The following is a 23,216-nucleotide window of genomic DNA, read 5'->3' as shown; positions in this document are numbered from 1 at the left end:
GCGCACAACCTCACGCAGCCGCCGCCTCTCCCGCCAGCGCCAGCAGCGCGTCGAGGTCGAGATGTCGCTCCAGCGTGGCCGCGATCGAGTCGAGCGCCGCGTCGACGTCGGCGCCATGATCCACCCCGCCGCCGGCGACGCCGAGCGGCGCGAGCCAGGCGCGACGCTGCTCGGCGAGCGCGAACAGCCCGTGGACATAGGTCCCGGTCACCAATCCATCGGGCGAGGTCGCGCCGTCCGCGCGGCCGTCGTCGAAGCGCACCGGCGCGCGGGCAGCGTCTATCCCCGCGGTCGTGCCGAGATGCATCTCATAGCCCTCTAGCCGAGCGCCACGCGCCGCACCCGCCACCGCCACGAGCGCCTTGTCGCCGCCCAGCACGGTCGCAACGTCGAGCAGACCGAGCCCCTCGACCGTCTCCGCCGGCCCCTCGATCCCGCCGGGATCGGCGACGCTGCGACCCAGCATCTGATAGCCGCCGCACAGCCCGAGCACCGGCCTGCCGCGGCGGACATGCGCGCGCACGTCGATGTCCCAGCCCTCGCGCCGCAGCGCGCGCAGGTCGGCGATCGTCGCCTTGGAGCCGGCCAGCACGATCAGCGCCGCCTCGGCGGGGATCGGCCTCCCCGGCGGCACCATCACCAACTCGACCTCGGGCTCCAGCCGCAGCGGGTCGAGGTCATCGAAATTGGCGATATGCGGCGTGATCGGGCACGCCACCACGATCCGGCCGGCGCCCGCGGCCGGGGCGCGCTGGAGCACCACCGCGTCCTCGCTCGGCAGCCGCCGCGCCTCGGCGAGCCAGGGCACCACGCCGTAGCCGCGCCACCCGCTGCGCTGCTCGATCGCGCGATAGCCGTCCTCGAACAGCGCGGGATCGCCGCGGAATTTATTGACGAGGAAACCGCGCACCATCGCGGCGTCGGCGGGGTCGATCACCGCGCGGGTACCGACCAGCGAGGCGATCACGCCACCGCGGTCGATGTCACCGACCAGCACCACCGGCACCCCGGCGGCACGCGCGAAGCCCATGTTGGCGATGTCCCCTGCGCGCAGGTTGATCTCGGCGGACGATCCCGCCCCCTCGACCAACACGAGGTCGGCCTCGCGCGCGAGCCGGCGGTAGCTCGCCAGCACTGCGTCGAGCAGTCCCTCGCGGCCTTGGCGCCACTCGCTCGCGCGCAGCACGCCGCGGACGCGCCCGTTGACCACCAGCTGCGACGTGCGGTCGCCCTGTGGCTTGAGGAGCACCGGGTTCATGTCGCTATGTGGCACCACGCGCGCGGCGAGCGCCTGGGTCGCCTGCGCGCGCCCGATCTCGCCGCCGTCGGCGGTGACCGCGGCGTTGGTCGACATGTTCTGCGGCTTGAACGGTCGCACCGCCAGCCCGCGGTTGGTGAAGGCGCGGCAGAGCCCGGCGACGAGCACCGACTTGCCGACATCGGACCCGGTGCCCTGCAGCATCAACGCGCCCATGCGACGGCTCCCGCGAGGCACCACAGCAGCAGGCAGCCGCGGCGGAAGACCAACAACGCGCGACGGATGTCGCGCGCACCGAGCTCGGCGCGGCCATCGCCGATCCAGGGCTTGTCCGTGACCGCGCCGTCGTAGGCCATGGGTCCGGCGAGCCGCGCGCCGAGCACGCCCGCCAACGCCGCCTCGGTCCAGCCAGCGTTGGGTGAGGCGTGGCGGCGCGAGTCGCGCCATAGCACGCGCCAGCCTCCCCCGCCCGCGACGCAGAGCAGCGCCCCGCCCAGCCGCGCGGGCAGCCAGTTGGCAAGATCGTCGGTGCGCGCCGCGGCCCAACCGAAGGCGCGCCAGCGCGGCTCGCGATGACCGATCAGGCTGTCCGCGGTGTTGATCGCCTTATAACCCCACAGGCCCGCCGGCCCGAGCAGCAGCAGCCAGAACAGCGGCGCGGCGACGGCGTCGCAGAAGCTCTCGGCGAGGCTCTCGACCGCCGCGCGCGCGACGCCGGCGCGGTCGAGCGCGGCGGTGTCGCGCCCGACGATGCGACCGACCGCGGCGCGCGCGGCGGCGAGGTCGCCGTGATCGAGCGCGGCGGCGATGGGCCGGACGTGATCGTCGAGGCTGCGCTGCGCGAGCCCCGGCCAGGCGAGCAGCGCGACGGCGAGCCAGGCCGGCGCGCCGAGCGTCGCGCGCAAGGCTCGCTCAGCTAACAGGGCTGCGCCCGCAGCGAAGGCGATGGCGGCGAGGAGGGTGACTCCGCCGAGCAGGCGACGACGGCGCCGTTGCGTCGGGGTGAGATAGTCTGGCGCGTCGCCGGGGGAGCGCGGTGGTGGCTGCCCCTCGCTCTCTTCCATCACGACGGGAGCGACCACCGCCGCGTTCCACCGCCGCTCGCCGACGGCGATCACCCGCGCGATCGCGCCGACCGGGTGCCCCACGCGCGCGTAGAGCCACGCCGGCCAGCCCAGCGCCGCGTCGAGCGCGAGCGCCACCAGAGCGACGGGCTCAGCGACCACCGAGCGCCGCGTCGAGCCGGGCGAGCGCCGCCGCGTCACCGGGCAGGCCGAGGCGAAGCCGCCGGGGCGCCTCGTTGAACGGGCGCACCAGGATCCCGGCGCGCGCGAGCCGCTCGAACAGCAGCGGCGCGTCGTCACGCTCGACTTGGCGGAACAAGGGGCAGGCGCCGGTCGGCGCGAGATCGTGCGCGTCCAGCACGGCGTCCAGCGCCGCCGCCGCCGCGGCGAGCTGCTCGCGCGTCGCCGCCATCCAGGCGGTGTCGCGATAGGCCGCGGTGCCGATCCGCAATGCCGCGGTCGACACCGGCCAGCTGCCGAGCCGCGCCGCCACCGCGCCGACCAGCGCCGCCCCGCCCGCGGCGAAGCCGAGCCGCACGCCCGCGAGCCCGAAGAACTTGCCGAACGAGCGGAACACCAGCACGCGGTCGTCGCGCATCAGCAGCGGCAGGACGCTCGCGCCAGGCATCGCGTCCGCGAAGGCCTCGTCGACCACCAGCACCCCGCCGCGATCGGCGAGCGCCTGCGCCAGCTCGAGCAGCCGCGCCGCAGGCCAGCAGCGACCGTCGGGATTGTTGGGGTTGGCGAGCAGCAGCGTGCCGCCGCCGCGCGCGACCGCGTCGACCGCGGCAGCGCTGATCGTCGTCGCCCCCGGCAGCGCCGCTTGATGGGTGCGGTAGCTCGGCGCGACGACGTGCCACGGCCGCGGCAGCGCCAGGCCGGCGAGCGCGCGCAGCCCGATCTCGCTGCCGGGCAGCGCGGTGATCGCCGCCTCGTGCGCACCGAAGGCAGCGGCGGCGGCATGGTGGAGCGCGCTCAGCTCGGCGGGCGACGGCAGCGCGCGCAGCGCGGACAGCGGCACGTCCGCGCCCTCCCACGCGAAAGGGTTGATCCCGGTGGAGAGATCGAGCCATGGCGCGGGCGCGTCGGGGTAGAGGCGCGCGGCGGCGTCAGCACGTCCGCCGTGATAGGTCAGCGCGGCGGCGGGCGCGGGCGGAGGGTCGGTCAGCAGCATCGGCGGCCCGTCTTTCGCCAGCCCGGCGGCCGAACACAAGGCGGGAGTGACGATGATCGACACGCGGGTGACGTTGGTGCTGGGCGGCGCGCGATCGGGCAAGAGCCGCCATGCCCAGGCTCGGGCGGAGGCGCGGGGCGGCGCGCTCGTCTTCGTCGCCACCGCACAGGCGCTCGACGACGAGATGCGCGCGCGCGTGGCGCAGCACCGCGCCGACCGGGACTCGCGCTGGCGCACGGTGGAGGCGCCGCTCGCGCTGGCCGAGACGATCGTCGCGGAGGGGCGAGCGGGATCGGTGCTGCTGGTCGACTGCCTGACGCTCTGGGCATCCAACCTGCTGCTCGGCGAGGCGGATGCGGCGCTCGCGCTGGACGCTCTCGACGCCGCGCTGCGCGACACTGCCGCGCGGGTGGTGCTGGTCGCGAACGAGGTGGGGCTCGGCATCGTGCCCGACAACGCGCTGGCACGGCGGTTCCGCGACCTGGCGGGGACGATCAACCAGCGCGTCGCCGCACGCGCGGACCGGGTCGTCTTCGTCGCCGCCGGGCTGCCGCTGGTGCTGAAGTAGCGCGGGCTGTTCGCGCTTGCGTTACCTTAGGACGACGACGCCTCCCCTCGTCATCCCGGCGCTGAGCCGGGATCCATGGTGCCGCATATCCACCGGATTCAGCGAACCCCGGACAAATGAATGCCGCCTCAAGCCGACATACCGGACGCGGTGGAGCCGATGTAGCGACTTCAAGCTCCTGCGCACGCAGGAGCCCAGGGGCCGCGAGCGGCTCGCTCCATGAACCTGGACCCTCGCTTCCGCAGGAGAACCCGCCCGCTCAATAACCCGCGTAATCCGAGAAGCGCGTGATCGTCGGGTCGAACTTGAGCACCACCTTGCCGGTCGCGCCGTGGCGCTGCTTGGCCACGATCAGCTCGGCGAGGCCGTAGACCCGCTCCATGTCCGCCGCCCAGCGCGCGTGATCCTCGAAGACGTTGGCCGAGTCGCCCTCCATCGGCCGCTTGGGCTCGCGCTGCGCGGTGTAATAATCCTCGCGATAGACGAACCACACCATGTCGGCGTCCTGCTCGATCGAGCCCGATTCGCGCAGGTCGGAGAGCATCGGGCGCTTGTCCTCGCGCTGCTCCACCGCGCGGCTCAGCTGCGAGAGCGCCAGCACCGGCACGTTCATGTCCTTCGCCAGCGTCTTCAGCCCGCGGCTGATCTCCGAGATCTCCTGCACGCGATTGCCGTCGCCCTTGCCCGAGCCCGAGAGCAGCTGGAGGTAATCCACCACCACCAGGCCGATCTCGTTGTTGTGGCGGCGCTGGAGCCGGCGCACGCGGGTGTGCAGCGCGCCGATCGAGAGGCCGCCGGTATCGTCGATGAAGAAAGGCAGATTCTCCAGCTCGGCGGCGGCGGCCGCGAGCTGCTCGAACTCGGTCTTGCTGATCTTGCCCATGCGCAGCGCCTCGGAGCTGATCCGCGACTGTTCGGCGAGAATACGCGTGGCGAGCTGATCCGCGCTCATCTCGAGGCTGAAGAAGGCGACCTTGGCGCCGACCGACTTGGACGGCGGGATACCGTCGCGCATGTCGCGCATCCAGCGCTGCGCCGCGTTGAAGGCGATGTTGGTGGCGAGCGAGGTCTTGCCCATGCCGGGGCGGCCGGCGAGGATCATCAGATCCGAGTGATGCATGCCGCCGATCTTGCCGTTGACCGAGTCGAGCCCGGTGGTGACGCCCGACAGGTTGCCGCCCCAGTTGAGCGCGCGCTCGGCCATCTTCACCGCCGCGGTGCTCGCCTGGGCGAAGCTTTTCACCGCATTCTCGGTACCCCCGTCGGCCGCGACGCGGAACAGCTCCTCCTCGGCGGCCTCGATCTGCGCGCGAGGGTTGACCTCCTCGCTGGTGTCCATCGCGCGGTCGACCATCGTGTGGCCGACCGAGACGAGCGCGCGCAGCAGCGCGAGATCGTAGATCTGCTGCGCGAACTGGCGCGCGCCGATCAGCCCGGCGCCCGAGCCGGTCAGCCCGGCGAGATAGCCGACCCCGCCCAGCTCCTTCATCCCCTCGTCCGCCTCGAACATCGGGCGCAGCGTCACGGGCGTCGCGAGCATGTCGGTGGCGCGCAGCGACTTGATCGCGGCGAAGACCCGGCCGTGGACGGGCTCGTAGAAATGCTGCGGCTCGAGCCGGTCGACGATGTCGTCGGCGAGACGGTTGTCGATCATCATCGCGCCCAGCATCGCCGCCTCGGCCTCGACGTTGCGCGGCAGGTGGACGGGCTCGGGCGATGCCGGCGGTGCGAATGCTAAGGTGGCCATCCGCCAGCCTATACGCGCCTGAAGCGGCGAGCGGAACGGCACGGCCGGTGGAACCTGTGGATGACTCGATTGTGACGGCGGCGCATCGCCTCTATCGAGCGAGCGCATGGCCGATCCGCGGATCATCGACATCGAGCTGGACGAGCGCACCATCCTGTGGCGCTCGGCCGACATCGAGCAGGAGCGCCGCATCGCCATCTTCGACCTGATCGAGGACAATCACTTCGCCCCGCAGCGCGCGCAGCCCGACGGCTATGCGGGGCCCTATAAGGTGCGGCTGTCGGTGGAGGAGGGCCGCTTGGCACTGGCGATCCGCCGCGCCGACGACACGCCGCTCGAGACTCTGGTGCTCGGGCTCGCACGCTTCCGCCGGCCGATCAGAGATTATTTCGCGATCTGCGACAGTTACTATCAGGCGATCCGCCAATCGACGCTGCAGCAGATCGAGACGGTGGACATGGCGCGGCGCGCCATCCACAATGAGGCCGCCGACCTGCTGCGGGAGCGGCTCGACGGCAAGGTGACGATCGACTTCGACACCGCTCGGCGTCTCTTCACGCTGATCTGCGTTCTTCATATCAAGGCATAAAGTTGACTATGTGGGGTTTGGGAAGAATCTTCTTGATTCTGAGCGCGATCGCGCTCGCGGGCGTGGCCGCGTGGCAGGTCGCGCTGCGATGGCGGCCGGGGATCGAGCGCTATCCGGTGCAGGGCGTCGACGTGTCCGAGGCGACCGGCGACGTCGTCTGGCCGGTCCTCAAGGGCGAGGGCGCCGACTTCGGCTATGCGGTGGCGACGAGCGGCGCACGCGCGCGCGACCGTGCCTTCCAGACCAACTGGGACGAGATGGCGCGCGCCGGGCTACGCCGCGGCGCGATCCACGTCTTCTCCTTCTGCCAGCCGCCGCGCGCGCAGGCCGACTCGTTCAACACCGTCGTGCCGCGCGACCCCGCCGCGCTGCCGGTGGCGATCTCGTTCCGCTACGTCGAGGACTGCCCGGACCGCCCCGAGCGGGCCGCGCTGGTGGCGGGTGTGGCCGACATGATCGCGCGGATCGAGACTCACACGGGCAAGCCGGTGCTGCTCAAGGTGGCGCGCGACGTCGAGCGCGACTATCGTCTGACCGAGGCGTTCGACCGGCCGCTCTGGGCGATCGGCAACTTCCTCCGTCCCGGCTATGGCGCGCGGGTGTGGCGGATGTGGCGCGCGACCGACCTGCGCCGCGTCGACGGCGTCGACGGGCCGGTCAACTGGGACGTGGTGGAGCTGGGATGAGCGAGCGGGATCAGGACCAGGCGCGGCAGCTGATCGCGGCGGCGCGCGCGGCGGCGGTGCACGCGCACGCGCCCTACTCGCGCTTCGCGGTCGGCGCCGCGGTACTGCTCGACGACGGCAGCGTGGTGACCGGCGCCAATGTCGAGAACGCCAGCTACGGCCTGTCGCTCTGCGCCGAGACGGTGGCGATCGCGACCGTCTCCGCCTCGGGCCGGCTGCGCCGGGTGGTGGCGCTGGGCGTGATCGGCGGCGCGATGGACTTGGCCGGCCGCGCCACCGGCGACGCGCCGGTGCGGCCGTGCGGCCGCTGCCGGCAGGTGCTCAACGAGGCCGCGCAGCTGAGCGGGCACGACCTCGCGATCCACTGCGCCGGCGCCGAGGGCGAGGCGGTGGCGAGCTATCGTCTGTCCGAGCTGCTGCCGGACGCCTTCGGGCCGAGCGACCTGGGCGTGCGCTGAGCGGGTGGTGCAACCTCTAGCGCCACCATTGCCGTCATCCTGAACTCGTTTTAAGATCCACGGGCCCGCAGGTGCCTCCGCGTCTGAGCGCCCGGCACGGTAGATCGTGAGACGAGCTCAGGATGACGCCGGAGGATGCAGACGCGGCGGCCGCACACCTCACGGCTTCGCCATCGCCGCCATCGGCATCATATTGTGGTCGAGGTGCGCCATGATCCACAGCGTGCCTCCCACCGTCAGCACCACGATCATCACGCCGAAGGCGAGCGCCAGCGTGTTGTTGGTGTTCTCCGGCCCGCTGGTGATGTGGAGGAAGAAGACGAGGTGCACCCCCATCTGCGCTACCGCCAGCACCGCGAGCAGGATCGGGATCGCCGGCGCCCAGACCGCGCCCGAGCCGACCAGCGCGAACGACGCGACCGTCAGCAGCAGCGCCAACCCGAGCCCGGCGAGATAGGTCGAGAGCCGCGCCGCGCCCTCCTTGTGCCCGCCGGGCGCATGGTCGAGCCGGCGGTCGCCCTTCTGCTCGCTCATCCCATCACTCCGTACAGATAGACGACGGTGAACAGCGCCACCCAGACGATGTCGAGCGCGTGCCAATAGAGGCCGAAGCACAGCAGCCGCCGCTCCACCGCCTCGGTGAAGCCCAGCGTCGCCACCTGCCCCATCATCACCGTCAGCCACACAAGCCCGGCGGCGACGTGCAGCCCGTGCGCGCCCACCAGTGTGAACAGGGCCGAGAGGAAGGCGCTGCGCGTCGGCGCCGCGCCCTCGGCGATCAGATGGGTCAGCTCGTACAGCTCGATCGCGAGGAAGCTGAGCCCGAGCAGCGCGGTGAGCGCCCCCCACAGGTAGGTCGCCCCGGCGCGCTGCTTCACCGCCATGATCGACATCACGCCGCAGGTGAAGCTGGAGAGGAGCAGGCACAAAGTCTCGACGAAGACCAGCCGCAGCTCGAACAGCTCGCTCCCTTCCGGCCCGCCCGCGGTGTTGGGCGCGAGCACCGCATAGGCGGCGAACAGCCCCGAGAACATGATGATGTCGCTGAGCAGGAAGATCCAGAAGCCGAACGCGACGGTCACCTGCTTCGGCGCCGGGCCGCCCTCCCCGTGCCCGGGAGGATCGCTCCTCGCGCCCTCGTCGCCCTCGTGGCGCGGGTCGGCGATCTCGCCGCTCATGCCGCCGGCTCCAGCGCGCGCAGCTCGTCGACGCCGATCTCCTGCACGCCGGGCTGGTGCCACGCGATCCACAAGGTCGTCGCGAAGCCGGCGAGCATCCCCAACACCACCAGCCACCAGATATGCCACACCAGGGCGAAGCCGGTGAGATAGGTGAAGAAGGCGCCGACGAAGCCATAGGCGCTGTTGCGCGGCATCTCGATCGGCTCGAGCGGATCGGGCGCCTTCTCCGCCTCGCCGCGCTTCATCAGCGCGAGCGCGTCTCGCCCCTCCACCTGGGGCAGCCGCGCGAAGTTCCAGGGCGGCGGGGGCGAGCGGGTCGCCCATTCCAAGGTGCGCCCGTCCCACGGGTCACCGCTCTCGTCGACGAGCGAGCGGCGCTCGCGCACCGAGACGTAGAGCTGCATCGCCAGGCTCGCGATCCCGCCGAGGATGAGCAGCGCACCGAGCCAGGCGGCGACCAGCCAGGGCTGCCACGCCGGGTTGTCGTAGTGCTGAAGCCGCCGCGTCATGCCCATCAGCCCCAGCGCGTAGAGCGGCATGAAGGCGAGGTAGAAGCCGCTGACCCACAGCACCGCCGCGGCCTTGCCCCAGCCGTCATGCAGGCGAAAGCCGAACGCCTTGGGGAACCAGTAGCTATAGCCCGCGAAGGCGGCGAACAGCACGCCGCCGATGATCACGTTGTGGAAGTGCGCGACCAGGAAGACCGAGTTGTGGAGCACGAAATCCGCCGGCGGCACCGCCAGCAGCACGCCGGTCATCCCACCGACGACGAAGGTGGGGATGAACGCCACCGCCCACAGCATCGGCACCTCGAAGCGCAGTCGCCCGCCGTACATCGTGAACAGCCAGTTGAAGACCTTCACGCCCGTCGGCACCGCGATGATCATCGTCATCACGCCGAACACGCCGTTGACGTCCGCCCCCGCCCCCATGGTGAAGAAATGGTGCAGCCATACCATGAAGGAGAGGACGCAGATCGCCAGCGTCGCGAGCACCATCGAGCGATAGCCGAACAGGGGCTTGCCGCTGAACGTCGCGATGATCTCGCTGAAGATGCCGAAGGCGGGTAGCACCAGGATATAGACCTCGGGATGCCCCCAGGCCCAGATCAGATTGACGAACAGCATCTGGTTGCCGCCCGCTTCGTTGGTGAAGAAGTGGAAGCCCAGGTAGCGGTCCAGCGTCAGCATGGTCAGCGTCGCGGTCAGGATCGGGAAGGCCGCTACGATCAGCAGGTTGCTCGCCAGCGCCGTCCAGCAGAAGATCGGCATGCGGGTGTAGCGCATCCCCGGTGCGCGCATCTTCAGGATCGTCGTGACCAGGTTGATCCCGCCGAGCAGCGTCCCCGCGCCCGAGATCTGCAGCGCCCAGAGGTAATAGTCGACCCCGACCCCGGGCGAGAAGGCGCGCTCGCTCAGCGGCGGGTAGACCAGCCAACCGGTGCGCGCGAACTCGCCGACGACGAGGCTGGTGTTGATCAGCAGCACGCCGGTGGCGGTGAGCCAGAAGCTGACCGAGTTGAGCGTCGGGAAGGCGACGTCGCGCACGCCCAGCTGGAGCGGCACCGCGAAGTTCATCAGCCCGATCATGAACGGCATCGCCACGAAGAAGATCATGATCGTGCCATGCGCGCTGAAGATCTGGTCATAGTGGTCGGGCGGCAGGAAGCCCTTGCCGGTCCCCACCGCCATCGCCTGGTGCGAGCGCATCATCAGCGCGTCGGCGAAGCCGCGGATCAGCATCACCAGCGCGAGCAGGCAGTACATCACGCCGATGCGCTTGTGATCGACCGAGGTGATCCACTCGCGCCAGAGATAGGGCAGCCAGCCCTTGAACAGGATCGTCGCGCCGGTGCCGAGCAGCACCACGAACAGCACGCCCGCGGTGACCATCACGATCGGTTCGTGCAGAGGGATCGAGTCCCAGCTCAGCCGCCCGAGCGACGTCACTGCCCCGCCTCGGCGTCGGCTTCGCCCTGGTTGCTGGCATCGCGTGGGCGTTCCGCCGCGGGGGCTCGCTGCGCCACGATCGCGTCGAACAGCCTCGTCGGTGCGGTGCCGAACACCAGCGGCTGAGCCACGGTGCCGCGCCGCGCGAGCTGGCGGTAGCGCGCCTCGTCGAGCGGGGGCGCCGCGCGCGCCTGCGCCACCCAGGCGGAAAACTGCGCCGCGGGCAGCGCGTCGACGGTGAAGGTCATGTCGGAGAAGCCCTTGCCGCTGTAATGCGCGGCGATGCCGGGATAACGCCCGGGTCGGTCGGCGGCGAGGCGGAGCTGCGCCTCCATCCCCGCCATGGCGTAGATCTGGCTGCCGAGCTGCGGCACGAAGAAGCTGTTCATCACCGTCGCCGAGGTAAGGCGGAAGTGGATCGGCGTGCCCGCCGGCACGACGAGCCGGTTGACCGTGGCGACGCGCTGGCCAGGGTAGAGGAAGAGCCATTTCCAGTCGAGCGCGACCACCTGCACCTCGATCGGCGCGGCCGTGGCCGGGATCGCGCGGCGCGGGTCGAGCAGATGCGCGCCGACCCAGCCGGTGCCGCCGAGGAACAGCACGATCATCGCCGGTACCGACCAGATCAGCAGCTCGAGCTTGCCCGAATAATCCCAGTCGGGCCGATACCGGGCTCGGCTGTTGCCGGCGCGGAACCACCAGGCGAAGGCCAGTGTCGCCAGCATCACCGGCACGACGATGAGCAGCATCGCGCCGACCGAGTCGAACAGGATCTGCTTCTCGGCGCGCGCCACCGGCCCCCGCGGGTCGAGCACGCCCCCACTGCACCCGGCGAGCGCGATCGGCGCCACCGCGAACCAGCGCGGGCTCGCGCTCACGCTGCGGCGACTCCGTCGACGCTGACTCGCGCCGCGTCGATCAGCACGCCACGGATGCGGACTCGCTTGGCGACAAAGTCGACCGGAACGCGCTGGAGCTCGAGCACGAAGCTGCCGCCGCGGTCGCGCTGGAGGACGAAGGCGCCGCCCTCGCGCACCAACGTGCCGGTCTCGTCGACGGGGCTGCCCGGCATCGCCATGGCGCGCCCATGCGCCCTCGCCTGCCCAGACGCAAGCGCGGTTAACGAAGCACTTGCGTCATCTGAAACGAGGGGGCGAACCGACGCGAGCGATGGTGGGCCCGGCAGGACTCGAACCCGCAACCTAGCCGTTATGAGCGGCCAGCTCTAACCGTTGAGCTACAGGCCCGCCCGCGTCGGTGCTGCCACGTAGCGGCACGCCGGGGCGGCTGGCAAGCCGGCTCAGTTCCCGCCCTGTGCATGGTCGCGCGGCGCGTCGCCGTCGCCCGGCGCGGCTGCGGGAGACGCGCTCGGCAGCGCCAGCCGCAGCCGCTCGGGCAGGATGTCCAGCCGCCCGCCCAGCTCGACCGCGAGGTTGCGCGCGAGCCGCAGCGCGAAGCCGGTGCCGAGCAGCGGCGCGCCCTCCTCGTCGCTCACCGCCTCGTCGTCGAGCGCGAGCAGCGCGGCCTCGTCTCGCCCGACCAAGGCCGCGGGCAGCGCGATCGTCAGTACGACCGACTCCCCGGCGCTCTCGACCGCGACGCCGAGCAGTTCGCCGCGCGTCGCCGCCGCCAGCAGCGTCGCGAACAGCCGCTGCACCAGCCGCTCGACCGCGTGCGCGTCGGCGGCCCAGCGCGCCGCGCCGGGCTCGGGCAGCGCCAGCGCGCCACCGCGCAGCGCGGCGAGCGGCGCGAGATCCTGCGCGACGCGCGCGAGCAGTGGCGCGAGCGCGACCACGTCGTCGCGCAGGTCGAGCGCATTCCCCTCCAGCCGCGCGGCGAGGTCGAGGTCGTCGATCGCGCCGATCAGACCGGCGACGTGGCGGCGGATCGCGGCGGCGCGGTCGCGGTAGCGCGGCGGCACCGGGCCGAGCAGCTCCTGCTCGATCAGCTCGGAGAAGCCCGCGATCGCGTTGGTCGGCGTGCGCAGCTCGTGCACCAGCCGGCGCAGTCCCTCGGCGCCGGCGCTCCCCGCCACCGACCGCGCCGCCGCGGCGCTCTCCTCGACGCGCGGCCGGCGCGCGCGACCGCGGAAGCCGACGAAGCTGCCGCTGGCGAGATCGAACATGGGCGCGCCCGAGATGCGCCAGTCACCCCCCACCGCCGACTCGCCCGGCACGCGCAGCCGCGCGTCGGCGAAGGTGGCACGCTTGCGGAACGCCCCGGCGGCGACCCCGTCGACGTGGTGGTGCGCGGGCGCGAGCGCCGCGTCATGGCTGAGCGACAGGCCGATCAGCGCACCGCGGGGTCCGGTGTCGACCCAGCGGATGATGCCGGCGACGTCGGTCTCAAACCGGAAGAGGTGGACTGGCGCGGGTGACACCTCGTCGAGTCCGAGCGCGGCACCGCGCTGGCGCTGGTATGCCTCGATGCGGTGCACCAGATCGGCCACCTCGAAGCGCTCGCCCGCATGTGTGGGAGTCGCCGCGACCGTCTCGATCGCTGGCGCCTCGGGTTCCGGCAGCGCGAAGTCGGTCGACCCGAACGCTTCGAGCGCGCGGCTCACGGAAGGCGCGAGATCGCTTCGCCGGCGCAGGACGCTGCGGCCGTGTGGGCCGAGCTGCGGCAGCAGCACGTCCCACTCCTCGGGCACGAGCCGGGCCACGCGGAGCATGGTGGCGGCGATCTCGGGCGTGTCCTCGGCGAAGAAGGCGACGAGGGCGGCGGGCGGATCGGCCAGCGCGAGCCCGCGTGCCGCCGCCGCTCGCATCTCGGCCGGCACCGTCGCGCGGAGGTCGCGGAGTCGCGCCAGCAGGGCGGGCTCGGCGGGCGCGCGCCCGCGCCCGATCAGGTCGACCAGCTGGCGGAAAGCCGCGCGCGCGCCGAACGCCGTCGAGACGTCGGCGGCGAGAACGGTCTTCAGACTGTCGTCGAACCGCACCGGTGGGAGCCCTCTGCTGCTGTGATCGGCGCGCCATCGGTGCGCCTGCAACGTACATAGGGCGGCCCCGAAACGGTCGCTAACGCTCATTGCGGCGCAAAAAGCGGCCATGTCGCAGCTTGGCACAATTGCGTTGCCACGCAATTTTATTGTAGCGGGGCGTTCCGAAGCTATCGCGATACTGCGTTCAGCAGCTAAGAGGCGTCATGACCCTGGACCGTATCGACCGGCAAATCCTCGCACTGCTGCAGGAAGACGGGCGCATGACCAACGTCGATCTCGCCGAGCGCGTCGGGCTCACCGCGCCGCCGTGCCTGCGCCGCGTGCGGGCGCTGGAACAGGCGGGCGTGATCCGCGGCTACCATGCCGAATGCGATCCGGCGCAGCTCGGTTTCCCGATCACCGTCTTCGCGATGGTGAGCCTGCGCAGCCAGGCCGAGCAGGATCTCGCCGCCTTCGAGAGTCATGTCGCCGCGATTCCCGAGGTGCGGGAATGCCATATGCTCAACGGCGAGATCGATTTCATCCTCAAGATCGTCGCGGCCGACCTCGAGAGCTTCCAGCGCATCCTGACGACCAAATTGACGTCCGCCCCCAACGTGGCGAGCGTGAAATCGTCGCTGACGATCCGCAGTTCCAAGTCGCAGGTCGGCGTGCCGATCGCCTAGATCCTCCCCGCTCGCGGGGAGGTGGCAGCGCGCAACATGATCTCCCTCCCCGCCAGCGGGGGAATTGGCCGCGCGCCCGACCGAGTGCGCGGCCGTCACCTCATGCCTGCGGCGGGTGATCGAGGAACTCGATCCACCAGGCGGCGATATCCGCGCGCGGGCTGCCCTGCACCGCCTGGAAGGCGGTCTTGGCGCCGGCGGTATCGCCCGAGTTGGCGAGCGCGATGCCGAGGCGCGTGTTCACCGTATTAGCGTCCACCCCGCCCTTCTGCAGCGCGGTGCGATACAGCGCGACCGACTTGGCCCACTCGCCCGTGCCCAGATAGGCGTCGGCGGTGCTGGCGGCGAGCTTGCCATCCGCCGCCTTCTGCGCGCGCGCCTCGACCGCGGTCATCGAGCCCTCGTTCGAGATCGACTTGTTCGACGCCGCGAGCAGGCTGTTCGCGTTGGCGCTGTCGGCCGGGATCTTGCCCGCGGCCTTGCCCTCGGTCAGCACCGCCTTGGACTCCCACGGCAGGCCCTGGTCGAAGGTCCATTGCGCGTAGATCTCATAGTCATACTGGTCAGCCAGCGCCTTGCCGGTGCGCAGCAGGCGGAAGAGGTCGACCTTCTGGTTCTTGTCGAGCGTCACCACCGCCTGCGTCTGGATGCCCCAGAAGGTCAGCATGTCGCGCCAGTTCTTCTTGGTCGGGTAGGCCGCCAGATAACGGCGCATCCACGCCACCGTCTCGGCGTTGTTCTTCGCCTGATTGTTCTTGGCGATGGCGTATTTGTAGATGTCCTCGCTCGGCTTGGTACCGGCGGCGACCTGCTGGTCGACCATCTTGGCGAGCGCGGCCGAGCCGCCCGCGACATCACCCGAGTCCATCTTCAGCTTGACCAGCTGAAGCGGCAGGTTCGGGTCGTTGTAGCCGAGCTGCTGCGCCTGCTCGAAGAAGCGCGACGCGCCGGCCGGATCCTTGGCGTTGGCGGCGATCACGCCGCGCTGGTAGGCGTAGCGCGCCTTGTCGGCCGGCGGGGTGCGGGGGCTGGCGATCAGCGCGTCGAGCGGCGCGGTCAGGCCGGCCGAGCCGCCGCCGCTGTCCATCTTGATCGCCTCGAGGTTCAGCCGCAGCGCCGCCGCGATATACTTCTCGTCGTCGGTCTTGGCCGCGGCCTCGACCTGCGCCACCAGCGGCGTGGCGGTGGCCGTGTCCTTGGCGGCGAGCGCGGTCTGCGCCTGCGCCGCGGGGCCGCGGACCTCGTTGCTGAGCTTCAGCTGCGAGCCCTGGTCCTTCTTCTCGTCTTTCTTCTGCGCGAGCGCGGGCTGCGCGAGCGCGACGGTGGCGCCCCCGGCGAGCAGCGCGGCCATGACCGCGTTCGAAAGCATCTTCATCGACATGTCTCTCCAGAATCTGCGCCAGACGATCGCGCCAGGATAAATCTCGGGCACAACGCTCGCCCGCCGCTCTAGTGCCGGTCTCGCGGCGGTTCAAGGAAGCGTGGGTGACATTGCGTGTCGCCGCTGAACCGCGATTGAACGTGCCTCGGGGGCGGCGTAGGGCGGCGGCATGATCGCCGTGCTGTCGCCCGCCAAGACGCTGGACCTCGAGACCCCGCCGCCCTTCCCCGCCACCCCCGCGCGCTTCGCCGCCGAGGCCGCGACACTTGCGCATGCCGCGTCGCACCTGACGCAGAAGAAGCTGGCCGAGCTGATGAAGATCTCGCCGGCGCTGGCCAAGCTCAACGCCGATCGCTTCCGCGACTTCGACGCCGCGGAAGAGCGCCCCGCGCTCTACACCTTCGCGGGCGACGTCTATGCGGGCTTCGAGGCGAAGACGCTCGACGAGGCGGCGGTGCGGTTCGCGCAGGACCATGTCCGCCTTCTGTCAGGTCTCTACGGTATACTGCGCCCGCTCGACGGCATCCGCCCCTATCGGCTCGAGATGGGCACGCGCTGGGCGCCGCGGAAGAAGAAGCTGACCGACTGGTGGGACGATCGCGTCGCGACGGCGCTGGCCGAGGATCTCGCGGCGGAGGGGTCGGGCGTGGTGCTCAACCTCGCCAGCCAGGAATATTGGGAGGTGGTCGCGGACCGGCTGCCCGCCGACGTGCGCGTGGTCGCGGTCGACTTCCGCGAGGCGGACGGGCGCTTCGTCAGCTTCCACGCCAAGAAGGCGCGCGGGATGATGGCGCGCTACCTGGCCGAGCATCACGTCACCGAGCTGGACGGCATGAGGGCCTTCGACACCGCCGGCTACCGCTTCGCCGCCGACCAGAGCGACAGAGCGCGCTGGACCTTCGAGCGCGCGGCATGACCCGCGCGGTGGTGATCGGCGCGAACGGCGGCATCGGCGCGGCCCTCGCGGACGCGCTGGAGGAGGAAGGCCAGGAGGTGCTGCGGCTCGCGCGCGGCGACCTCGACGTCACCGACGAGGGATCGATCGCGGCCGCGGCGGCGCGCGCGGGCACGCCCGAGCTGGTCGTGGTCGCCACCGGACTGCTCCACGACGCCGAGCACGGACCGGAGAAGGCGCTGCGCGACCTCGACCCGGTCTGGCTGGCGCGGCAATATGCGGTCAACGCCATCGGACCCGCGCTGGTCGCCAAACACTTCCTGCCGATCATGCCGCGCACCGGCCGGTCGGTGTTCGCGGCGCTGTCGGCGCGCGTCGGCAGCATCTCGGACAACCGGCTCGGCGGCTGGTACGGCTATCGCGCCAGCAAGGCCGCGCTCAACCAGCTGATCCGCACGCTCGCGATCGAGGACAAGCGCCGCAACGATCGCGGGCTGGTGGTGGCGCTGCACCCGGGCACGGTCGACACGCGGCTGTCCAAGCCGTTCCAGCAGCGCGGGCGCGACCTGTTCCAGCCCGGGCGGGCCGCGGTCCAGCTGCTCGACGTGCTCGACGGGCTGCGCCCCGCCGACAGCGGCAAGGTCTTCGCCTGGGACGGCGCGGAGGTCGCGCCTTAGATATGTTCCCCGGGGTAGGCCGAGGCCCAGTTGGGCGACGGTGGTGAGTCCCGCGAGCGTTCTCCCACCTGGGCCCCGGCCTTCGCCGGGGCACACGCACCCCCGCATCGGGTAAGGGGGCCTCACGCGCACGCGCGCGTACGCGTGACTTTGTGGCCGCGCCGTCCTACACCCCGCCCAGCAACGATTCCGCAAAAGAAAGAAGCATCTTGGCCGTCGACACCGTCCTCGCCGATCCGTCTGACATCGCCCCCATCTCCATCGTCGAGGAGATGAAGACCAGCTACCTGGACTACGCCATGAGCGTGATCGTCGCGCGCGCGCTGCCCGACGTGCGCGACGGCCTCAAGCCGGTCCACCGCCGCATCCTCTTCTCCGCGAGCGAGAGCGGCTTCCTCTACAACCGGCCGTATCGCAAGTCCGCGCGCATCGTCGGCGACGTGATCGGTAAATACCACCCGCACGGCGATACCGCGATCTACGACGCCTTGGCGCGCATGACGCAGGACTGGTCGATGCGGCTGCCGCTGATCGACGGTCAGGGCAATTTCGGCTCGATGGACCCCGATCCGCCCGCGGCGATGCGCTACACCGAGGCGCGGCTCGCCAAGGCGGCCAACTACCTGCTCGACGACCTCGACAAGGACACGGTCGACTTCCAGCCCAATTATGACGCGAGCGAGCGCGAGCCGCAGGTGCTCCCCGCGCGCTTCCCCAACCTGCTCGTCAACGGCGCCGGCGGCATCGCGGTCGGCATGGCCACCAACATCCCCCCGCACAATCTCGGCGAGGTCGTCGCCGCCTGCCTCGCCTATCTCGACAACGGGGCGATCACCACCGAGGAGCTGATGGAGATCGTCCCCGGTCCGGACTTCCCGACCGGCGCGATCATCCTCGGCCGCGCCGGCGCGCGCTCGGCCTATGAGACCGGACGCGGCTCGATCATCGTGCGCTCGCGCCATAAGGTCGAGACCGGGCGCGGCGACCGCACCTCGATCGTGCTGACCGAGATCCCGTTCCAGCAGGGCAAGAACGCGCTGGTCGAGAAGATCGCGGACGCGGCCAAGGAGAAGCGCGTCGAGGGTGTCAGCGACATCCGCGACGAGTCGAACCGCGAGGGCGTGCGGATCGTCATCGACCTCAAGCGCGACGCCACGCCCGAGGTGGTGCTCAATCAGCTGTGGCGCCACACGCCGGCGCAGGGCTCCTTCCCCGCCAACATGCTGGCGATCCGCGGCGGCCGGCCCGAGCTGCTCAACCTGCGCGACATCATCGCGGCCTTCGTCACCTTCCGCGAGCAGGTGATCACGCGCCGCGCCAAGTTCGAGCTCAACAAGGCACGCGAGCGCGCGCACATCTTGCTCGGCCTCGTCATCGCGGTGACCAACCTCGACGAGGTGGTGCGCATCATCCGCGGCTCGTCGAGCCCGGCCGAGGCCCGTGGCAAGCTGCTGTCGCGCGACTGGCCGATCGCGGAGATCGCGCCCTATCTGCGACTGGTGGAAGCGCTGGAGACCGACGTCGCCGGCGATACCTATCGCCTCAGCGAGGTGCAGGTCCGCGCCATCCTCGACCTCCGACTCCACCGCCTCACCGCGCTCGGCCGCGACGAGATCGGGGACGAGCTCAAGACGCTCGCCGACTCGATCACCGAGCTGCTCGCGATCCTGTCCGACCGCGTGAAGCTCTACGCCGTGATGCGCGAGGAATTCCGCGACGTGCGCGAGCAGTTCGCGACACCGCGGCGGACTGAGATCGCCGCCGCCGCCGACGGGATCGACGACGAGGACCTGATCGAGCGCGAGGAGATGGTCGTCACCGTCACCATGGCGGGCTACATCAAGCGCACCCCGCTCGACGCCTTCCGTGCGCAGGCGCGCGGCGGCAAGGGCCGCAGTGCGATGGCGACCAAGGACGAGGACGTCGTCACCAAGCTGTTCGTCACCTCGACCCACACGCCGGTGCTGTTCTTCTCCACGCTCGGTCGCGTCTATCGCATGAAGGTGTGGAAACTGCCCGAGGGCGGGCCCGCGACACGCGGCCGGCCGATGATCAACCTGCTCCCGCTCGAGCAGGGGGAGACGATCTCCACCGTGCTGCCGCTGCCCGAGGACGAGGCGGAATGGGGCAAGCTCCACGTCATGTTCGCGACGGCGCGCGGGTCGGTGCGGCGCAACAGCATGGACGCCTTCACCAACGTGCCGTCCAACGGCAAGATCGCGATGAAGTTCGAGGGCGAGGATGCCGACGACCGGCTGATCGGCGTGGCGCTGCTCGACGAGGGTGACGACGTGCTGCTCGCGACCAAGTGCGGCAAGGCGATCCGCTTCGCCGCCGACGAGGTGCGCGAGTTCCAGAGCCGCAACTCGACCGGCGTGCGCGGCATCGCGCTTAAGGGCGACGATCAGGTGATCTCGCTCTCGGTGCTGCACCGCGCCGGCATCCGCGACCAGGAGGAGCGCGACGATTACCTCCGCCACGCGCCGTGGAAGGCCGAGGACGCCGATCGCACGCCGCGGGCGATGGACCAGATCCGCTTCGAGGAGCTGCGCGCCCGGGAGCAGTTCGTGCTGACGGTCTGCGCCAACGGCTATGGCAAGCTGAGCTCGGCCTATGAGTATCGCCGCACCGGCCGCGGCGGCCAGGGCATCACCAATATCGACAATATCGCGCGCAACGGCGCGGTGGTGGCGAGCTTCGCGGCGAGCAAGGCCGAGCAGCTGATGCTGGTGACCGACCAGGCCAAGATGATCCGCATGCCGCTCGCCTCGTTGCGCGTGATCGGGCGCGGCTCGGCCGGCGTGCGGCTGTTCAACGTCGCGGCGGACGAGCATGTCGTCTCGGCGGCGCGGATCGACGAGGAGCCCGAGCCCGAGGACGCCGCCGAGGCCGCGGTCGCGGCCGAGCTCGACGAGGCCGCGCCGGTCGCCGCGAGCGACGTGCTGACGCTCGACGACGGCACCGGCCCCGACACGCTCGGCGAACAGGTCGACGAGAGCGATGACGACGGGGAGGAGGACTGATGGCGGACGAGCGGCCGATGTTGGCCTATAAGGTGCTGACCGGCGAGCAGATCGCCGCGCTGGAGCGCGACGGACGCTTCGACGGCGCTCCGGTCGATCTGGCCGATGGCTACGTCCACCTCTCCACCGCGGCGCAGCTCACCGCGACGGTGGACAAGCATTTCGCGGGCCAGGACGCGTTGCACGTCGCCGCGGTCGACCTCGAGGCTTATGGTGATCGCGTGCGGTGGGAGGCGGCACGCGAGGGCCAGCTGTTCCCGCACCTCTACGAGCCGCTCCTGCTCGAGACCGTGGTGGCCTATGGCCCGCTCGAGCGGCTCGAGGACGGGAAGGTGAAGCTGCCGGTCGCGGGCTAGGGTGGGCAGTGGGCGACGTGGTCGCCTACCGCCCCCCGTCATGCCGGACGTGATCCGGCATCCATCCAGCCGCGGGCGGCGGCGCCGGAGGTGGCCGTCGCCAACGCCACGCGGTTACCGTCGCCCCGGAACACGTCCGGGATGAGGGACAAGGGACGACCTGCGGCATCGCACCGTATCGTGCTCCGGCGACCGCTGGAGCACAGAGCCACCGGCGGCGCGGCCCTTCACCCCGGGCTCCTGCATCCGCAGGAGCACGCGCCGCCTTCGCTCACGCGTACAGGTCGACCACCTCGCGCCCCTCACCCACCGCGCCGAGCAGCAAGGTGCGGTGGCAGTGGCACGGGTCGCGCTCGAAGCACAGCAGCGCGCTCGGCCGCTCGTCCGCCAGCTCGAGCATCTGCGCCGCCGCCACCTGCGCCTCCGGTAGCGCGAGCTGTGCCTCGTACACCGCGGTGAGTGTCGCCACATCGCCCTTCTTGGCGGCGTCGCGTCCGGGCTTGGGCGTGCCGAGCGGTTTGAGGTGGACATAGTCGATCCCGGCCTCCTTCAGCGCCGCGGCGAGCAACGATTTGGAGAAGCCCGGCCGCCGCGACAGCGGCAGCGCGCGCACGTCGATCACGCGCCGCACACCCGCCCCGGACAGCGCGGCGAGGAACGAGTCGACCGTCGTCCCCTCATAGCCGATGGTGTAGATCTTCATCGCTTCAAGCTGGGAACGCGCACCTGACAAGGCAAGCGCGAGCCGCTATCGCGCACCCCATGAAACATGACATTCACGTGATCGGCGGGGGACTTGCCGGGTCGGAGGCGGCGTGGCAGCTGGCCGAGGCGGGGTTCCGCGTCCGCCTCTCCGAGATGCGCGGCGGCGGCGACACCACCCCGGCGCACCACGGCGACCATCTCGCCGAACTGGTCTGCTCGAACAGCTTCCGCTCCGACGACGCCGAGAGCAACGCCGTCGGCCTGCTCCACCAGGAAATGCGCGCGCTCGGCTCGCTGATCCTGCGCGAGGGCGATCACCACCGCGTCCCCGCCGGCTCGGCGCTGGCGATGGACCGCGACGGTTTCTCCGCCGGCGTCACCGCGGCGCTGGCGGCGCACCCGAACGTGACGATCGTGCGCGAGCGCGTCGACACCTTGCCCGACACGCCCGCGATCATCGCCACCGGCCCGCTCACCGCGCCCGCGCTGTCGGAGCGGATCGCGGGCGAGACCGGCCGGGACGCGCTCGCCTTCTTCGACGCGATCGCGCCGATCGTCCACCGCGACTCGATCGACCTCGACACCGCCTGGTTCCAGAGCCGCTGGAACAAAGGTGACGGGACGGACTACATCAACTGCCCGCTCGACAAGGACCAGTATCACGCCTTCGTCGACGGGCTGCTCGCCGGCGAGAAGACCGAATATCGTGAGTGGGAGAACGTGCCCTATTTCGAGGGCTGCATGCCGATCGAGGTGATGGCCGAGCGCGGGCGCGAGACGCTGCGCTTCGGGCCGATGAAAGGCGTCGGTCTCGACGACCCGCGCACCGGGCGCTGGCCCTATGCCGCGGTGCAGCTGCGCCAGGACAACGCCCACGGCACCTTGTGGAACATCGTCGGCTTCCAGACCAAGCTCAAGCATGCCGAGCAGGTGCGGCTGTTCCGCACCATCCCGGGGCTGGAGAAGGCCGAGTTCGCGCGGCTCGGCGGGCTGCACCGCAACACCTTCATCCGCTCGCCCGAGCTGCTCGACCCGCAGCTGCGATTGCGCTCGCGCCCGCACCTGCGCTTCGCGGGGCAGATCACCGGTTGCGAGGGCTATGTCGAGAGCGCGGCGATCGGTCTGCTCGCAGGACGCTTCGCCGCCGCCGAGCTGCACGGAGAGGCGATGACGCCGCCTCCGGTGGAGACCGCGCTCGGCGCGCTGCTCGGCCACATCACGGGCGGCGCCGAGGCGGAGAGCTACCAGCCGATGAACGTCAATTTCGGCCTGTTCCCGCCCATCCCGGGGCGCACCAAGAAGGCGGACCGAAAGAAGCTCTACACCGACCGCGCCCGCACCGCGCTGGCGGCGTGGATGGCGGCCTGACGCGGCGCGGCGCCGCGCCGCGCTGGTCGCGCGCCGCGGCGCAGGCGCTCAATCGTCACTGTGCACTGCGTCGGCGCAGGGGCTCGCGCGACGGGGTTTGTGCTTGGGCGCGGTCGCGGCGAATTCCTTCTCGTCTAACGCACCCGACCTGTCCCGATCGGCGGTCGCGAAGCGGTCGACGGTGCGCGCCGCCCACTCGTCGAAGCTCAACTTGCCGTCGCCGTCGCGGTCGAGCTTGGCAAATGCCTTGCGCCGCGGCTCGAGGAACTCGTCGCGGGTCACCTTGCCGTCGCGGTCGCGGTCGAACCGCTCGAAGCGCCGGCGCGCGCGCGTGGCATTGTCGGCCTCGGGCAGGTCCGGCGCGGGACTGGTCGCGGCCGCTGTGTCACTCGGTCGCGCGGACGGCGCCGCGCTCGTCGACGCGCCCGAGTGCGCCTGTCCGCCGATCATCAGCCAGCCGCCTGCGATCAGCAGCAGAGCCGCCACGCCGCCCGCCAGGTACCGCCACATTGCCTCATCTCCCCACTACCC

The 23,216-nt window shown here is 71.0% G+C and carries 23 protein-coding genes and 1 tRNA gene; 10 read left to right on the top strand and 14 right to left on the bottom strand.

Features of this window, described 5'->3' with window-relative positions:
• Nucleotides 1-10: 10 nt before the first annotated feature.
• The 3 genes from K7957_RS01635 to K7957_RS01625 are packed head-to-tail and all read right to left on the bottom strand — an operon-like array spanning nucleotide 11 to nucleotide 3,496.
• Nucleotides 11-1,474 (bottom strand): cobyric acid synthase, encoded by a 1,464-nt coding sequence (locus K7957_RS01635; RefSeq protein ID WP_223010255.1) that lies wholly within the window; start codon nucleotides 1,472-1,474, stop codon nucleotides 11-13.
• Nucleotides 1,462-2,484, bottom strand: a complete 1,023-nt coding sequence (locus K7957_RS01630) for a cobalamin biosynthesis protein CobD/CbiB (protein WP_343228267.1) — start codon at nucleotides 2,482-2,484, stop codon at nucleotides 1,462-1,464. Before K7957_RS01630 ends, K7957_RS01635 begins: the two co-directional genes overlap by 13 nt.
• Nucleotides 2,474-3,496 carry an aminotransferase class I/II-fold pyridoxal phosphate-dependent enzyme gene (locus K7957_RS01625; protein ID WP_223011070.1) on the bottom strand — a complete coding sequence of 341 codons (1,023 nt, stop codon included), beginning with the start codon at nucleotides 3,494-3,496 and terminating at the stop codon, nucleotides 2,474-2,476. The genes K7957_RS01630 and K7957_RS01625 overlap by 11 nt, the downstream gene beginning before the upstream one ends.
• Nucleotides 3,497-3,548: 52 nt before the next feature.
• Between K7957_RS01625 and cobU the strand changes: the two genes are divergently transcribed.
• Nucleotides 3,549-4,064: a bifunctional adenosylcobinamide kinase/adenosylcobinamide-phosphate guanylyltransferase gene (gene cobU, locus K7957_RS01620; protein WP_223010253.1), complete on the top strand. Its 516-nt coding sequence runs from the start codon at nucleotides 3,549-3,551 to the stop codon at nucleotides 4,062-4,064.
• 259 nt (nucleotides 4,065-4,323) lie between these two features.
• Here cobU and K7957_RS01615 read toward each other — a convergent pair whose 3' ends face one another.
• The gene (locus tag K7957_RS01615) at nucleotides 4,324-5,811 is read right to left on the bottom strand and encodes a replicative DNA helicase (protein ID WP_223010252.1); all 1,488 of its coding nucleotides are present in this window, start codon (nucleotides 5,809-5,811) and stop codon (nucleotides 4,324-4,326) included.
• Between the two features lie 106 nt (nucleotides 5,812-5,917).
• On the opposite strand from K7957_RS01615, the gene K7957_RS01610 reads away from it, so the two are divergent.
• The 3 genes from K7957_RS01610 to K7957_RS01600 are packed head-to-tail and all read left to right on the top strand — an operon-like array spanning nucleotide 5,918 to nucleotide 7,544.
• A complete protein-coding gene (locus tag K7957_RS01610) occupies nucleotides 5,918-6,400 on the top strand; it encodes a UPF0262 family protein (RefSeq protein WP_223010251.1) in 483 nt (160 codons plus the stop codon).
• A gap of 32 nt (nucleotides 6,401-6,432) precedes the next feature.
• Entirely contained in the window at nucleotides 6,433-7,086 is a 654-nt protein-coding gene (locus K7957_RS01605) for a glycoside hydrolase family 25 protein (RefSeq protein ID WP_223010250.1), read from the top strand.
• Nucleotides 7,083-7,544, top strand: a complete 462-nt coding sequence (locus tag K7957_RS01600) for a cytidine deaminase (RefSeq protein WP_223010249.1) — start codon at nucleotides 7,083-7,085, stop codon at nucleotides 7,542-7,544. Before K7957_RS01605 ends, K7957_RS01600 begins: the two co-directional genes overlap by 4 nt.
• A gap of 159 nt (nucleotides 7,545-7,703) precedes the next feature.
• On the opposite strand, the gene cyoD is transcribed toward K7957_RS01600, so the two are convergent.
• From cyoD to K7957_RS01565, 7 genes are all read right to left on the bottom strand, one after another.
• Complete coding sequence (gene cyoD / locus K7957_RS01595) at nucleotides 7,704-8,078, bottom strand: cytochrome o ubiquinol oxidase subunit IV (protein WP_223010248.1); 375 nt, start codon at nucleotides 8,076-8,078, stop codon at nucleotides 7,704-7,706.
• Nucleotides 8,075-8,722: a cytochrome o ubiquinol oxidase subunit III gene (cyoC, locus tag K7957_RS01590; RefSeq protein ID WP_223010247.1), complete on the bottom strand. Its 648-nt coding sequence runs from the start codon at nucleotides 8,720-8,722 to the stop codon at nucleotides 8,075-8,077. Before cyoC ends, cyoD begins: the two co-directional genes overlap by 4 nt.
• On the bottom strand, nucleotides 8,719-10,617 hold the full coding sequence (locus tag K7957_RS01585) for a cbb3-type cytochrome c oxidase subunit I (protein WP_246616702.1): 1,899 nt from the start codon (nucleotides 10,615-10,617) through the stop codon (nucleotides 8,719-8,721). Before K7957_RS01585 ends, cyoC begins: the two co-directional genes overlap by 4 nt.
• 53 nt (nucleotides 10,618-10,670) lie before the next feature.
• Nucleotides 10,671-11,552, bottom strand: coding sequence for a ubiquinol oxidase subunit II (gene cyoA, locus K7957_RS01580; RefSeq protein ID WP_223010245.1), 882 nt, complete (start codon nucleotides 11,550-11,552; stop codon nucleotides 10,671-10,673).
• Complete coding sequence (locus K7957_RS01575) at nucleotides 11,549-11,746, bottom strand: DUF5818 domain-containing protein (RefSeq protein WP_425517140.1); 198 nt, start codon at nucleotides 11,744-11,746, stop codon at nucleotides 11,549-11,551. The genes cyoA and K7957_RS01575 overlap by 4 nt, the downstream gene beginning before the upstream one ends.
• Nucleotides 11,747-11,845: 99 nt before the next feature.
• Nucleotides 11,846-11,921, bottom strand: a tRNA-Ile gene (locus K7957_RS01570).
• Nucleotides 11,922-11,974: 53 nt separating this feature from the next.
• Nucleotides 11,975-13,612 (bottom strand): histidine kinase dimerization/phospho-acceptor domain-containing protein, encoded by a 1,638-nt coding sequence (locus K7957_RS01565; protein WP_223010243.1) that lies wholly within the window; start codon nucleotides 13,610-13,612, stop codon nucleotides 11,975-11,977.
• A 206-nt stretch (nucleotides 13,613-13,818) separates the two neighbouring features.
• Here K7957_RS01565 and K7957_RS01560 point away from each other — a divergent pair, with 206 nt between their 5' ends.
• Nucleotides 13,819-14,280: an Lrp/AsnC family transcriptional regulator gene (locus K7957_RS01560; protein WP_223010242.1), complete on the top strand. Its 462-nt coding sequence runs from the start codon at nucleotides 13,819-13,821 to the stop codon at nucleotides 14,278-14,280.
• A 100-nt stretch (nucleotides 14,281-14,380) separates the two neighbouring features.
• Here K7957_RS01560 and K7957_RS01555 read toward each other — a convergent pair whose 3' ends face one another.
• Nucleotides 14,381-15,655, bottom strand: a complete 1,275-nt coding sequence (locus tag K7957_RS01555; protein ID WP_223010241.1) for a hypothetical protein — start codon at nucleotides 15,653-15,655, stop codon at nucleotides 14,381-14,383.
• Nucleotides 15,656-15,830: 175 nt separating this feature from the next.
• Between K7957_RS01555 and yaaA the strand changes: the two genes are divergently transcribed.
• From yaaA to K7957_RS01535, 4 genes are all read left to right on the top strand, one after another.
• Nucleotides 15,831-16,577, top strand: a complete 747-nt coding sequence (gene yaaA, locus K7957_RS01550; RefSeq protein WP_223010240.1) for a peroxide stress protein YaaA — start codon at nucleotides 15,831-15,833, stop codon at nucleotides 16,575-16,577.
• Nucleotides 16,574-17,233, top strand: a complete 660-nt coding sequence (locus K7957_RS01545) for an SDR family oxidoreductase (protein WP_223010239.1) — start codon at nucleotides 16,574-16,576, stop codon at nucleotides 17,231-17,233. The genes yaaA and K7957_RS01545 overlap by 4 nt, the downstream gene beginning before the upstream one ends.
• Nucleotides 17,234-17,442: 209 nt before the next feature.
• Complete coding sequence (gene gyrA / locus K7957_RS01540; RefSeq protein WP_223010238.1) at nucleotides 17,443-20,256, top strand: DNA gyrase subunit A; 2,814 nt, start codon at nucleotides 17,443-17,445, stop codon at nucleotides 20,254-20,256.
• On the top strand, nucleotides 20,256-20,612 hold the full coding sequence (locus tag K7957_RS01535) for a DUF952 domain-containing protein (RefSeq protein ID WP_223010237.1): 357 nt from the start codon (nucleotides 20,256-20,258) through the stop codon (nucleotides 20,610-20,612). The genes gyrA and K7957_RS01535 overlap by 1 nt, the downstream gene beginning before the upstream one ends.
• 271 nt (nucleotides 20,613-20,883) lie before the next feature.
• Here K7957_RS01535 and K7957_RS01530 read toward each other — a convergent pair whose 3' ends face one another.
• A complete protein-coding gene (locus K7957_RS01530) occupies nucleotides 20,884-21,315 on the bottom strand; it encodes a DUF488 domain-containing protein (protein ID WP_223010236.1) in 432 nt (143 codons plus the stop codon).
• Between the two features lie 59 nt (nucleotides 21,316-21,374).
• Between K7957_RS01530 and trmFO the strand changes: the two genes are divergently transcribed.
• Nucleotides 21,375-22,685: a methylenetetrahydrofolate--tRNA-(uracil(54)-C(5))-methyltransferase (FADH(2)-oxidizing) TrmFO gene (gene trmFO, locus K7957_RS01525; RefSeq protein WP_223010235.1), complete on the top strand. Its 1,311-nt coding sequence runs from the start codon at nucleotides 21,375-21,377 to the stop codon at nucleotides 22,683-22,685.
• A gap of 48 nt (nucleotides 22,686-22,733) precedes the next feature.
• On the opposite strand, the gene K7957_RS01520 is transcribed toward trmFO, so the two are convergent.
• Nucleotides 22,734-23,195: an EF-hand domain-containing protein gene (locus tag K7957_RS01520; protein ID WP_223010234.1), complete on the bottom strand. Its 462-nt coding sequence runs from the start codon at nucleotides 23,193-23,195 to the stop codon at nucleotides 22,734-22,736.
• Between the last annotated feature and the right edge of the window lie 21 nt (nucleotides 23,196-23,216).

The sequence above is a fragment of the Sphingomonas yunnanensis genome, from assembly GCF_019898765.1.
Classification (GTDB): Bacteria; Pseudomonadota; Alphaproteobacteria; order Sphingomonadales; family Sphingomonadaceae; genus Sphingomonas; species Sphingomonas yunnanensis.
Note: the sequence above shows the minus strand (reverse complement) of the source record. Positions and strands in the feature narration are given on the sequence as shown.